Here is a 13,854-nt window from a genome sequence, read left to right as displayed (position 1 = left end):
CGATGTATATTGCCAGTAAATACAAATGCTTGTTTGATCCGTAGGTGAGTTAACACAGGAGTATTACGAATCAGGCATATGCATCGAATAGAAATCGCAACAAGTTATCTGTATAGGGCAGTTTGGTTGTATGTAGGGAATCCCATGCTGTAGAGGAAAGCCCTCCACTATTTATAAAACTCCACCAGCCTGTCCATTCTTGCGGACATGTTGTCAAACAGCGCATTCACGATCGTGATCGCAGCCATGGATTCTACAACGACTACAGCGCGGGGACCGATGATCGGGTCATGTCTGCCACGGATCGATACATCGATATTTTCACCGGATTTGTTGATCGTTTTCTGTGTGCTGGCGATCGATGGCGTTGCCTTGAAATGGCAGGTGAGCAACAGATCAGAACCATCGCTGATTCCCCCAAGGATTCCACCGGCATGATTCGAGTTCTTATTTACAACACCATCTTCGATATGGAAACCGTCATTATCATAAGAGCCGGTATTTTCAGATACCATGACGCCATCACCGATCTCAACTGCTTTCACAGCACCGATCGACATAAGGGCTTTGGCGAGATTGGCATCTAATTTATCAAAGACCGGATCACCCAGACCGGCCGGAACACCGGATACGATACATTTGACAGTAGAACCGATTGAGTCATTTTGTGCCATGATATCGGAAAGATATGCAGATGCAGCTTCGCAGCTTTTGGCATCCGGCATGTTCAGTTCGTTCTTTGTAATATAGTCTGCATCAAAGTCGGCAGGGTCGGATACGATATCACCAATCGATGATACATAGGTTGTAAATGAGATATTTAATGTCTTTAAGATCTTTGCAGCGATCGCACCGGCGGCAACTCTGCCGATTGTTTCTCTGCCGGAGGAACGGCCGCCACCACGGTAATCGCGAAAACCATATTTTTGATCGAAGGTATAATCAGCATGTCCCGGACGATAGTAGGTAGCGATATCGCCGTAATCACCGGAACGCTGGGAGGTGTTCCGCACCATCAGTGAGATCGGAGTGCCGGTGGTCTTTCCCTCAAATACGCCGGAAAGGATCTCTACCTGATCGGATTCCTTCCTTGGCGTTGAGAACTGGGAGAAGCCCGGACGTCTGCGGTTTAAGTATACCTGAATATCATCCTCGGTAAGTGGAAGACCGGCAGGACAGCCGTCAACGACAACACCGAGTGCTTTTCCATGTGATTCGCCCCATGTTGTGATCTTGAATTTATTTCCAAATGTTGAACCTGACATAATATGTAATCTCCTTCAGATAGAATAAACACAGACAGCATGTTGCATTTGATGTATCTGTGTCAGATGCCGGAAGAACAGTATATTTATATTGCTCTTCATACCATCACGATGCTATTATATAGTAGTTGAAAAACAAAAAGCAACAGAAAATGCTTATTATATAGTAGTTGAAAAACAAAAAATACGTTTTGTGCAGTGAAAAACACAGAAAACCTTGATTTTAAAGTTGACACACCTTTGAAAGTGTGGTAGTCTGACAAAGGTCAGCCTGTACTTAGTTTAAGGAGTCTCCGTCCTTTTACCCAGTTCAGGCCAAGTATAATATTATGGAGGATTGTTATTATGATAACAAAAGAGCAGAAACAGGAAATCGTTGCTAAGTACGGCAAGGATACAAATGACACAGGTTCAGCAGAAGTACAGATCGCACTTCTTACAGCAAGAATCAATGACTTAAACCAGCACTTCAAGGCTAATCCTAAGGATCACCACTCAAATCGTGGTCTGTTAAAGATGGTTGGTCAGAGAAGAAACATGCTTGCTTACTTAAAGAGCAAAGACATTGAGCGTTACAGAAAGCTGATCGAGAGCCTTGGCTTAAGAAAATAATTTCTGCATCACAGATAAGAAAGACAGGTTGTTCCGATGTATGTTGGGATGACCTGTTTTTTTTTGACCTGTTTTTTTTTGATTCAATCTTGTATTTGACATATGAGTATGCTAAACTTTAAGAGATTGCGGCATGGCAATTCGAGACTTCTACAAGCTGTATCTATAAGGTGCGTCTTGTAGTTGTTTCGAGCCTGCTGCGGTTAATAACAGAAAAACAGGAGAAAAGAAAATGAGCAAAGAATTCAAGACTTATTCTATGGACATTGCTGGCAAGACACTTCGTGTTGATATCGGCAGAGTAGCAGCACAGGCAAACGGCGCCGCATTTATGCATTATGGTGATACAACTGTATTATCAACAATTACTGCATCCGAGAAACCAAGAGACGGAATCGACTTCTTCCCATTAAGCGTTGAATATGAAGAGAAGATGTATGCAGTAGGAAAGATCCCAGGCGGATTCAACAAGAGAGAGGGAAAAGCATCTGAGAATGCAGTACTTACATCTCGTGTTATCGACCGTCCGATGCGTCCGTTATTCCCTAAGGATTACAGAAATGATGTTACATTAAACAACCTTGTTACATCTGTTGACCCTGAGTGCAGACCGGAGCTGGTTGCCATGCTTGGTTCTGCAATTGCAACAGCTATTTCAGATGTTCCATTCTGCGGACCATGTGCAATGACACAGGTTGGTATGATCGATGGAGAATTCATCATTAACCCATCCCAGAAACAGTGGGACGAGGGTGATCTGAAGCTTACAGTTGCATCTACAAGCACAAAGGTTATCATGATCGAGGCTGGTGCAAATGAGATCCCTGAGGACAAGATGATCGAAGCAATCTACAAGGCACATGATGTAAACCTTTCTATCATTGAATTCATCAACAAGATGGTAGAAGAAGTTGGTAAGCCAAAGCATGATTATGTAAGCTGTGCAATTCCGGAAGAATTATTTGCAGCTATGAAAGAGATCGTAACTCCTGCTGAGATGGAAGTTGCTGTATTTACAGACGAGAAGCAGGTAAGAGAAGAAAATATCAGACAGATCAGAGAGAAATTCGAAGAAGCATTTGCTGACAATGAAGAATGGCTTGCTCTGATTCCTGAAGCATTATATCAGTATCAGAAGAAGACAGTAAGAAAGATGATCTTAAAAGATCGTAAGAGACCGGATGGACGTGCGATCAACCAGATCAGACCACTTGCTGCAGAGGTTGATATCATCCCTAGAGTACATGGTTCTGCAATGTTCACTCGTGGACAGACACAGATCTGCGATATCGTAACTCTGGCTCCATTATCAGAGATCCAGAAGATCGATGGCTTAGATGAGAATGTAGTATCTAAGAGATATATGCATCATTATAATTTCCCATCATATTCTGTAGGTGAGACAAAGGTATCCAGAGGACCGGGACGTCGTGAGATCGGACATGGTGCACTTGCTGAGCGTGCATTACTTCCTGTATTACCATCTATAGAAGAGTTCCCATATGCGATCCGTGCCGTATCTGAGACATTTGAGTCAAATGGTTCTACTTCCATGGCATCTACCTGTGCATCCTGTATGTCACTGATGGCTGCCGGTGTACCATTAAAGTCAATGGTTGCAGGTATTTCCTGTGGTCTGGTTACAGGCGATACAGATGATGATTATGTAGTATTAACAGATATTCAGGGTCTGGAAGATTTCTTCGGAGATATGGACTTCAAGGTAACAGGTACTTATAAGGGTATCACAGCAATCCAGATGGATATCAAGATCCACGGACTGACAAGACCGATTGTAGAAGAAGCTATCGCAAGAACAAGAGAAGCAAGATTATTCATTATGGATGGCGTTATGAGCAGTGCAATTCCTGCACCAAGAACACATGTTAATGAATTTGCTCCAAAGATCGTTCAGATCAAGATCGATCCTGATAAGATCGGTGAAGTAATCGGTCAGAGAGGAAAGACGATCAATACGATTATCGAGGAGACAGGCGTTAAGATCGATATCGATGATGACGGCAATGTATCTGTATGCGGTGTTGAGCAGGAGAGCATGGACAAGGCTATGAACATGATCAAGATGATCGTTGAGCCGCTTGTTGTTGGTGATGACTACAAGGGTAAGGTTGTTAAGATCCTTGACTGTGGTGCGATCGTTTCACTTGCACCAAACAAAGATGGTCTGATCCACATTTCAAAGCTTTCTGACAAGAGAGTTGCAAAGGTAGAAGACGTTGTAAATGTAGGCGACGATGTTGTTGTTAAGGTTATCAAGATCGATGAAAGAGCTGGACGTATCAGTCTCAGCTTAAAGGATGTTGAGAATAAATAAATACAAAAATTATACGGGAGGGTATGTGTGTGAAATACGGACATTTTGATGAAACCAGAAAAGAATATGTAATAGACAGACCGGATACTCCTGCACCTTGGGCGAACTACCTTGGTTCGCCTGCCTATGGTGCGATCATCTCTAATAATGCAGGCGGTTACAGCTTTGAAAAGAGCGGTGCAAACGGAAGAATCATCCGTTACATCTTCAACAGCTTTGATCAACCTGGAAGATATGTATACTTAAGGGATGACGATACTTCAGATTTCTGGTCAGCATCCTGGCAGCCGGTAGGCAAGAGCCTGGATGAGTATAAGAGCGAGTGTCATCACGGAACTGCTTATACCAATATCATGGCAGATTATTCCGGTATCCATTCTGAGGTACTTTATTATGTACCGCTGGATAAGACACATGAGGTATGGAATGTAACTCTTACAAACAAATCCGATAAGACCAGACATCTGTCTGCGATCGGTTTCTGTGAATTTACAAACGACTGCAACTATGAGCAGGATCAGGTAAACTTACAGTATACATTATTTATTTCAAGAACCTACTACAGAGATCAGAAAATCCTTCAGGTGATCAATGAGAATGTAGTGAATGATTCAGTGGATGGAAATGCTGTAAACAAGCGTTTCTTCGGACTTGCAGGCAGTGAAGTTGCTTCTTACTGTGGAGATAAAGAAGAATTCCTTGGTATGTATCACACATATGCTGATCCGGTTGCTGTTATCAATGGTGACTGTGGTAATAAATTAAATTATAACGAGAATTCCTGTGGTGCACTTCAGACAAAGATCACACTTGAGCCGGGCGAATCAAAGACATTTTCATTTATTCTTGGCATGAAGGATGAAGCTACAGCAAATGAGATCATGAAAGCCTATGAAGATGAGAAGACCTGCGCTGCAGAGCTTCAGGAGCTGATCGATTACTGGCATGGCAAGTTAGATAACTTCCAGGTTAAGACACCGAGCGAGTCATTTAACAACATGATCAATACATGGAATTCTTATCAGTGCTTTATGACCTTTATCTGGTCAAGAGCTGCATCCTTTACATACTGTGGCCTGAGAAACGGTTATGGCTACAGAGATACCGTACAGGATATTCAGGGTATCATCCATCTTGCACCGGAAATGGCACTGGAAAAGATTCGTTTCATGTTATCCGCTCAGGTAGATAATGGTGGCGGACTTCCGCTGGTTAAGTACACACACAACCCTGGTCATGAGGATACACCAGATGATCCATCTTATGTAAAAGAGACCGGACATCCTGCATATCGTGCAGATGATGCATTATGGTTATTCCCGACCATTTACAAATATATCGCAGAGTCAGGTAATATCGGTTTTATAGATGAGGTTATCCCATTTGCAAATAAGGATGAAGGAACCGTATACGAGCATTTGAAGAGAGCAATCGACTTCTCTATGAATCGTCTGGGTGACAATGGAATGCCTGCAGGACTTCATGCGGATTGGAACGACTGCTTAAGACTTGGCAAGCGTGGAGAGTCTACATTTGTAGCAATGCAGCTTTATTATGCAATGACTGTAATTAAGTATTTTGCAGAGTTAAAAGATGATGCAGATTATATTGACTATATCAATGAGATCCAGTATAAGATGGGTAACACCATTCAGGAGAAGTGCTGGGAGGATGACCGTTATATCCGTGGATATAAAGAGGGCGGTATGGTGATCGGTTCCAAGAATGATCCTGAAGCAAGCATGTGGCTGAACCCTCAGTCATGGGCAGTTATCAGTGGCCTTGCTACCAGAGAACAGAGCGAGCTTGCATTGGAATCTGTTCACAGAGAATTAAATACACCATATGGTGTCAGACTGATGTTCCCGCCATATAAGGAGCATGCGTTTGACGGAGCGTTAATGCTTCTGTTCAATGCAGGAACAAAGGAGAATGCAGGTATCTTTTCACAGCCACAGGGTTGGATCATCCTTGCTGAAGCATTGATGGGACATGGTAATCGTGCATTTGAATACTTTGACGAGAGTTCACCGGCATCTATGAATGATAAGGCCGAGGTTCGTAAGTTAGAGCCTTACTGCCATGGTCAGTTCACGGAGTCAGTTGGAAGTCCTTATGAAGGCCGTTCCCATGTTCACTGGCTGACAGGAACAGCATCTACCTGTATGGTTGGATGTGTTGAAGGTATCATGGGTATGCGTCCTGATTTCTATGGAATTAAGATCGCGCCTGCAGTACCATCTGACTGGAAAGAGTTCGATATCACAAAGAACTATCGTGGTAAGAAGTTAAATATTCATGTTACAAATCCGGATGGACATGAAAGTGGCTGCCAGAGCATGACTGTAAATGGAAAGGTAATGGAAGATAACTACATTCGGTTTGATGAACTGGATGATGTAAATGAGATTACACTCGTTATGTAATTTATGAATAATTTCATATAAAGTATCAAACAATAGGCAGGAAGAAATGAAAAAATCTTCCTGCCTGTTATTTTTTGCAAAAAAAGTTGTGGTTGAATGGAAAAACAAAAATGATATTCGTATTTATACAGGTGGAACATTTCTGACTATAAGAAAGGAAGTCGTTTATATGGATCAGGAATTAAAAAGACAGGAACTTATTGTAGAAAATGGTCAGATCATCATAAACGGAAACAAAGAAAAATATAATATATTGTTACTTGATATCATCGGGGAGATTGAGGGGCATGTCAGTCTGCCATCTGATACCAAGACTACAAAATATGAGCATGTATTGCCGGAGCTTGCGGTTGTTCAGGATGATGAGAGCATCAAAGGTGTACTCGTATTATTAAATACAGTAGGCGGGGATGTAGAAGCTGGTCTTGCAATAGCAGAGATGCTGGCATCGATCAGCAAACCGGTTGTTACACTGGTGCTTGGAGGAAGTCATTCGATCGGTGTGCCGCTTGCGGTATCGGGTGATGTATCATTTATTGTACCGACAGCAACAATGGTCGTACATCCTCTCAGAGTGTCCGATACCGTATTAGGTGTGAGACAAAATTACGAATATATCGAACGGATGCAGGATCGAATCATACAGTTTACGTCCTGCCATTCCAAGATCGATGAAGACTCATTAAGATCGATCATGTTCAATACACAGGAATTATCCAAAGATATCGGTTCGGTTCTCGTCGGAAAAGAAGCAGTCAAATGCGGCATTATTGACCGGATAGGAGGAATATCGGATGCATTAAACATACTCTATGACTTGATAAATTGATGGAATGATAGTAAAATAGGCTGATGGTTCGTTTTTTTACGGCTTTTGGCCAGTACATAGAAAAACGGTATAGATAGAGAAAAATAATAAAACAGTGCTGGTTCATACAGCAGATCGGAGCAATTATGTCACTATTAGAATCAATCATTATGGGAATCATTCAGGGAGCAACCGAGTTCCTTCCCGTCAGCAGCTCAGGACATCTCGCAATTTTTAAGAACATGTTTCATGTAAATACAGATACAGGTATCATGTTTGATATTCTGCTTCATTTTGGTACGTTGGTTGCCATTTTTATTGTGTATTGGAAGGATATTGTTGAACTGATTGTAGAAGGATTTACTATTATCGGTCTTGCCTGCTGCAATGTAGGGAGATTTTTTGCAAATCTGTTTTCCAAGGAGAAGAAACCATATCGTAAGATCATTGAAACGGAATACCGTAAATTTGTAATGCTTGTTATTTTATCAACACTTGTAACTATGGTGATCGCACTTCCGTTTGAGAGCAAGATTGAAAATGCCGGAAATACTTTATTAGTTCCGGGATTTTGTCTCTGTATCACATCTGTGATCTTATTTATTGCTGATCGTGTTCAGAAGGGTAATAAAGGACCTGCAGAGGCTACATATAAGAATTCGTTATTTATCGGTCTGGCGCAGGGTATTGCAACTCTTCCCGGTATTTCCAGATCGGGTTCTACGATTACAGCAGGTCTGGCATGTGGATTCAACAGAGAATTTGCAGTAAAATATTCATTCATCATGTCGATTCCGACAATCCTTGGAGCATGTATTCTTCAGATTCCGGATCTGGCAGGAGCAAGTCTTACCGGGTCAGAGATCCTGAATTATGTGAGCGGTATGATCGTTGCGGGCGTTGTAGGCTTCCTTTGTATCAAAGTGATGCTGAAATCAGTAAAGAACAATAAATTCAAAGGATATTCCATCTATTGTTTATGCGCAGGTGTGATATCTGTTGTTTATTATTTTGTACGTTAATTTAAGTAAGTAAGTGGGAGAAGAAAATGGCTGAAACCAGAAAGAAAAACGGGACGGGAAAGAAAAATAGTACAGCTAAAAAGTCAAATACAGTATCAAACCCCAATACATCAAAAAAGCAGATGGAACAGCAGATAGAAGAAGATAACAGGGAAGTACGTCTGGAAGTAATCCTTTTAGTCATTCTTGCTTTTTCCATATTTTTGATGATCGCTAACTTTGGCAAATGTGGAAAGGTCGGCGATGCAATATCCGGGTTTCTGTTTGGGGTGATCGGATTTGCTGAGTACATATTCCCGGTGTATCTTTTTATATCATCGGCATTTGTTATTTCCAATTTGGGCAATAAAAAGGTCAGAAATGAAGTAATCTATATCGGTGTGGTTCTGATGATCATATCGATGATCAGCCAGATGATCTTCACAACTGATTATTTATCGGTAAAACAGTTATATCTGGATGGATATAAGGAGCATATGGGCGGTGGAATTATCTGTGGCGGTCTGTTCTTTATCTTCCGGAATACGATCGGTATTGTGGGTGTAACATTGGTAATTATACTTGGTGCGCTTGTTATGTTTGTTTTGATCACAGGAATCTCTGTGATTGATACCTTTAAGAATCTGATCAATAGTTTTTACAGGGAAGAAGAGTATGAAGAACCGGAGCAGGAACACAGACCGGTCAAGAAGAATAAGAAAAAGTCTGCAAATAATCAGGTAAGGCTTGAGAATCTGAAAGTCTATGAAAGCGATGAAAAGCATAAGGGTAAAGCGAAAGACTTCTTTGAGAATGAGGATGAGATCCATGAAATAAATGTACCGGATGACGATTTCCTTACATTCAATAATGATGTAGAGAAGATTGTACTTCATGATGAAAGAGAAGAACAGATACCGGTATCGTTTTCGAAGAAAACGTCGGTTACAAAGAGCAGGAGAAAATCAGAGCCTGCTTCTGTGGAAACGGCAGCCGGTGTTTCGTCGGCAGTTCCTATGGGTGATACACAGGAGATTCCTGTTCAGCAGACAAAAGACATCTTTGATGCTGAATTTGATGATGAGGAAGATGTTCTTTCCGGTGCGATCAATGGAAATGAGCATCCGGAGGTTGTCAGTGTGATACCGGATGATTATGATCCGGATATGGATTCTGCATTTTCCAGTGTGACAGGAAAGGCAGAGAACTCTCAGACGGTGAAGAAGCCTGCACCGGCGGCAGACAAGCCCGGACAGAAGAACTATAAAGAGGGAGCAAAGTATAAATTTCCGGGACCCAATCTTCTGGCACAGCCGCCGAAGAATCACAATGCGAACCGGGATGCACAGGTACGCTCTACAGCGATCAAGCTGAAGAATACATTGGAAAACTTCGGTGTTAATGTTACGATCACAAATTATAGCTGCGGACCGGCGGTTACCCGGTTTGAGATGCAGCCGGAGCAGGGCGTGAAGGTCAGTAAGATCCTTGGTCTTGCCGATGATATTAAGTTAAATCTTGCAGCCGCGGATATTCGTATCGAAGCCCCGATCCCCGGTAAGGCAGCAATCGGAATCGAAGTGCCAAACAAAGAAAATTCAATCGTTGCATTCCGTGAACTGGTGGAATCGGATAATTTCAAGAATTCCAAATCTAAGATCGCGTTTGCAGTCGGTAAAGATATCAGTGGACAGGTTATCGTTACGGATATAGCCAAGATGCCGCACCTTTTGATCGCCGGTGCGACAGGTTCCGGTAAATCGGTCTGTATCAATACGCTGATCATGAGTATCTTATATAAGGCAAAACCGGAAGAAGTAAAACTGATCATGATCGATCCGAAGATGGTTGAGCTTGCCTGTTATAATGGCATCCCGCATCTGCTGATCCCGGTTGTAACCGATCCGAAGAAGGCATCTGGCGCACTTAACTGGGCAGTAGAGGAAATGACCAGAAGATATCAGATGTTTGCAGAATGTGGAGTCAGAAATATACAGGGATATAATGACAAAGTAGAACAGGCACTTGCTTCCGGATCAGTAGATGATGAGAAGCTAAAGAAGATGCCGACGATCGTTGTGATCGTGGACGAGCTTGCCGATCTGATGATGGTTGCTCACGGAGAAGTGGAAGATGCGATTGTCCGTCTGTCACAGCTTGCCAGAGCGGCAGGTATCCATCTGGTTATAGCAACTCAGCGTCCATCGGTAGATGTTATTACCGGTCTGATCAAGGCAAATGTTCCATCGAGAATTGCATTTGCTGTATCATCCGGTGTAGATTCCAGAACCATCTTAGATATGAATGGTGCAGAGAAACTTCTTGGTAAGGGTGATATGTTATTCTATCCGACCGGTTATCCAAAACCGGTTCGTGTGCAGGGAGCTTTTGTTTCGGATGAAGAAGTGTCAGCCGTTGTGGAGTATCTGAAGAAACAGAACGGTGTCGGAACTTATGATGATGATATATCTAAGTCTATTACACAGACCGGAGCGGCCGGTGCACCCGGTATGAGCGGTGGAAGTGATAAGGATGATTATTTTGTAGAAGCCGGACGCTTTATCATTGATAAAGAAAAGGCCTCGATCGGAATGCTGCAGCGCGCGTTTAAGATTGGCTTTAACCGTGCGGCACGTATCATGGATCAGCTTGCAGGTGCCGGGGTTGTAGGTCCGGAGGAGGGCACAAAGGCAAGAAAGATACTTATGACGCAGGAAGAATTTGACGAATATATAGATAATAATCTATAATACAGATTCAAATGATATTTATACAGGGAAAATGCCGGTGAAGGGATATAGCGTGCATAGGCAGATTTTACCTGATATAGGATAAAATTACACTCAGGGAGGACATATTAAATGTTAAACGACATCGAAATTGCACAGCAGGCAGAGATGAAGAATATAAAGGAGGTTGCGGCAAAGCTTGACATCAAAGAAGATGATATCGAGATGTATGGCAAATATAAAGCAAAATTGTCAGATGAGCTGATCGCTTCCGTACAGAAAAATGAGAATGGTAAGCTGATCTTAGTTACAGCGATCAATCCGACTCCGGCAGGAGAAGGAAAAACAACGATCACAGTCGGACTTGGTGAAGCTATGGGAAGGCTGAACAAGAAAGCGGTTATCGCACTTCGTGAACCATCACTTGGTCCTTGCTTTGGTATCAAGGGCGGTGCTGCCGGCGGCGGATATGCACAGGTAGTTCCGATGGAGGATCTGAATCTTCATTTTACGGGTGATTTCCATGCGATCACATCTGCAAACAATCTGCTTGCAGCAATGATGGATAACCATATTCATCAGGGAAATGCACTCGGCATTGATGTGAACCGTATTGTATTTAAAAGATGTATGGATATGAATGACCGTGCGCTTCGTCATACCGTGATCGGACTTGGAAAGCGTGTAGATGGTGTACCGAGAGAAGATGGCTTCGTGATCACGGTTGCATCAGAGATCATGGCAATCCTCTGTCTTGCAGCGGATTTCAATGATCTGAAAGAGAGACTTGGCAGGATCATTGTTGCTTATAATTATCAGAACGAGCCTGTAACAGCAAAGGATCTGAAAGCGGTTGGTGCTATGGCTGCATTATTAAAGGATGCGATCAAGCCGAATATGATCCAGACGTTGGAGCATACACCTGCACTTGTGCATGGTGGACCATTTGCAAATATCGCACATGGCTGTAACAGTGTAATCGCAACAAAGACAGCATTAAAGCTGGCAGACTATGTAATTACAGAGGCTGGATTCGGAGCAGATCTTGGTGCAGAGAAGTTCTTTGATATCAAGTGCCGTATGAACGGACTGAAGCCGGATGCAGTTGTTCTGGTTGCGACCGTAAAGGCATTGAAGTACAACGGCGGTGTACCGAAGACAGAGCTTGGTCAGGAGAATCTGGAAGCATTAAAGAAAGGTATCGTAAACCTTGAAAAGCACATCGAGAATCTTCAGAAGTATCAGGTTCCTGTTGTCGTTACTTTAAACCGTTTCATCACAGACACAGATGCGGAACTTGCGTTTGTGGAGAAATTCTGTAAGGACAGAAACTGTGATTTCGCTCTTGCAAATGTATGGGAAAAAGGCGGCGAAGGCGGTATCGAGCTTGCAAATGCAGTATTAAATACACTTGAGAACAAAAAGAGTGATTTTAAAGTTTTATATAAAGATGAGTTGTCAATTAAAGAAAAGATCTCATGCATTGCAACAGAGATTTATGGTGCAGCAAATGTAACATACAGTCCGGAAGCAGATCGTGCGATCGCTAAGATTGAAGAAATGGGATTTGGAAACTTCCCTGTATGTATGGCAAAGAATCAGTATTCACTTTCGGATGATCCGAAGAAGCTTGGAAGACCGGAAGGATTTGATATTAATATCCGTGAAGTATATGTCAGTGCAGGTGCCGGCTTTGTGGTTGCAATCACAGGAACAATCATGACAATGCCTGGTCTGCCTAAGGTACCGGCCGCTGAAAATATCAGTGTAAATGATGACGGTGTAATCTGCGGATTATTCTAAGGAGGAATAAATTGAATATGGTTCAACTGATTGATGGAAAAGCAATATCAAAACAGATAAAAGATGAATTAAAGGAACAGGTAGCAGAGCTTTCGGCAAAAGGTATAAAGATTTGTCTGGCAGTTATTCAGGTAGGGAATGATCCGGCATCTTCCGTATATGTCGGCAATAAGAAAAAGGCATGTGCTTATATCGGTATTGATTCTTTGTCTTATGAGCTTCCGGAAGAGACAACGGAGAAAGAACTGTTAGAGCTGATCGATAAATTGAATAAGGACGATGCTGTAAATGGAATTCTGGTACAGCTTCCGGTTCCAAAACATATCGATGAGGACAAGATCATCAAAGCAATCTCACCATTAAAGGATGTTGATGGCTTCCATCCGATGAGCGTCGGAGCATTAAGTATCGGTCAGCCTGGATTTGTATCCTGCACACCGGCTGGTGTGATCCAGCTCTTAAAGCGTTCCGGAATCGAGATCGCAGGAAAAGAATGTGTTGTGATTGGCAGAAGCAATATCGTAGGCAAGCCTATGGCAATGCTGTTATTACGCGAGAATGGAACGGTTACGATCTGTCATTCAAAGACAAAGGATCTGAAAGAGGTATGTAAGCGCGCAGATATTCTTGTAGTTGCGATCGGCAGACCGAAGATGATCGATGCATCCTATATCAAAGAGGGTGCAACAGTGATCGATGTCGGAATACACAGAGACGAGAATAACAAATTATGTGGTGACGTTGATTTTGAATCAGCAAGCAAAGTTGCAGGAGCAATTACACCTGTACCGGGCGGAGTTGGTCCTATGACGATCGCAATGCTTATGCATAACTGTGTAGATTCGATCAATATAAAATAACCTGAGGAAAGAACA

General features: G+C 42.5%; 9 protein-coding genes. 8 read left to right on the top strand and 1 reads right to left on the bottom strand.

The window, feature by feature from the left end; genetic code table 11:
- Positions 1-167: 167 nt before the first annotated feature.
- Complete coding sequence (aroC, locus tag GT641_RS02420; protein WP_161116739.1) at positions 168-1,265, bottom strand: chorismate synthase; 1,098 nt, start codon at positions 1,263-1,265, stop codon at positions 168-170.
- Between the two features lie 345 nt (positions 1,266-1,610).
- Here aroC and rpsO point away from each other — a divergent pair, with 345 nt between their 5' ends.
- From rpsO to folD, 8 genes are all read left to right on the top strand, one after another.
- Positions 1,611-1,877, top strand: a complete 267-nt coding sequence (gene rpsO, locus GT641_RS02415) for a 30S ribosomal protein S15 (protein ID WP_161116738.1) — start codon at positions 1,611-1,613, stop codon at positions 1,875-1,877.
- Positions 1,878-2,109: 232 nt separating this feature from the next.
- Positions 2,110-4,212, top strand: coding sequence for a polyribonucleotide nucleotidyltransferase (locus tag GT641_RS02410; RefSeq protein WP_021943800.1), 2,103 nt, complete (start codon positions 2,110-2,112; stop codon positions 4,210-4,212).
- Between the two features lie 29 nt (positions 4,213-4,241).
- On the top strand, positions 4,242-6,638 hold the full coding sequence (locus GT641_RS02405) for a N,N'-diacetylchitobiose phosphorylase (RefSeq protein ID WP_161116737.1): 2,397 nt from the start codon (positions 4,242-4,244) through the stop codon (positions 6,636-6,638).
- 46 nt (positions 6,639-6,684) lie between these two features.
- Positions 6,685-7,467, top strand: coding sequence for an ATP-dependent Clp protease proteolytic subunit (locus GT641_RS02400; protein WP_347562828.1), 783 nt, complete (start codon positions 6,685-6,687; stop codon positions 7,465-7,467).
- 125 nt (positions 7,468-7,592) lie between these two features.
- Positions 7,593-8,468, top strand: a complete 876-nt coding sequence (locus GT641_RS02395; RefSeq protein ID WP_008400755.1) for an undecaprenyl-diphosphate phosphatase — start codon at positions 7,593-7,595, stop codon at positions 8,466-8,468.
- A 26-nt stretch (positions 8,469-8,494) separates the two neighbouring features.
- Positions 8,495-11,197: a DNA translocase FtsK gene (locus GT641_RS02390; protein ID WP_161116736.1), complete on the top strand. Its 2,703-nt coding sequence runs from the start codon at positions 8,495-8,497 to the stop codon at positions 11,195-11,197.
- 111 nt (positions 11,198-11,308) lie between these two features.
- The gene (locus GT641_RS02385) at positions 11,309-12,979 is read left to right on the top strand and encodes a formate--tetrahydrofolate ligase (RefSeq protein WP_008400758.1); all 1,671 of its coding nucleotides are present in this window, start codon (positions 11,309-11,311) and stop codon (positions 12,977-12,979) included.
- 17 nt (positions 12,980-12,996) lie between these two features.
- Entirely contained in the window at positions 12,997-13,839 is an 843-nt protein-coding gene (gene folD, locus GT641_RS02380) for a bifunctional methylenetetrahydrofolate dehydrogenase/methenyltetrahydrofolate cyclohydrolase FolD (RefSeq protein WP_008400760.1), read from the top strand.
- Positions 13,840-13,854 lie beyond the last annotated feature (15 nt).

Origin of the sequence: Clostridium sp. BIOML-A1, assembly GCF_009874105.1 — a bacterium.
Taxonomy (GTDB): domain Bacteria; phylum Bacillota; class Clostridia; order Lachnospirales; family Lachnospiraceae; genus Coprococcus.
This window is presented reverse-complemented; position numbering and strand designations above follow the sequence as displayed.

Excerpts from the sequence above, each read along its gene's own strand:
- aroC (WP_161116739.1), bottom strand. The coding sequence starts at position 1,265 with ATGTCAGGTTCAACATTTGGAAATAAATTCAAGATCACAACATGGGGC.
- rpsO (WP_161116738.1), top strand. The coding sequence starts at position 1,611 with ATGATAACAAAAGAGCAGAAACAGGAAATCGTTGCTAAGTACGGCAAG.
- GT641_RS02385 (WP_008400758.1), top strand. The coding sequence starts at position 11,309 with ATGTTAAACGACATCGAAATTGCACAGCAGGCAGAGATGAAGAATATA.
- folD (WP_008400760.1), top strand. The coding sequence starts at position 12,997 with ATGGTTCAACTGATTGATGGAAAAGCAATATCAAAACAGATAAAAGAT.
- GT641_RS02410 (WP_021943800.1), top strand. The coding sequence starts at position 2,110 with ATGAGCAAAGAATTCAAGACTTATTCTATGGACATTGCTGGCAAGACA.
- GT641_RS02400 (WP_347562828.1), top strand. The coding sequence starts at position 6,685 with ATGAAAAAATCTTCCTGCCTGTTATTTTTTGCAAAAAAAGTTGTGGTT.
- GT641_RS02390 (WP_161116736.1), top strand. The coding sequence starts at position 8,495 with ATGGCTGAAACCAGAAAGAAAAACGGGACGGGAAAGAAAAATAGTACA.
- GT641_RS02395 (WP_008400755.1), top strand. The coding sequence starts at position 7,593 with ATGTCACTATTAGAATCAATCATTATGGGAATCATTCAGGGAGCAACC.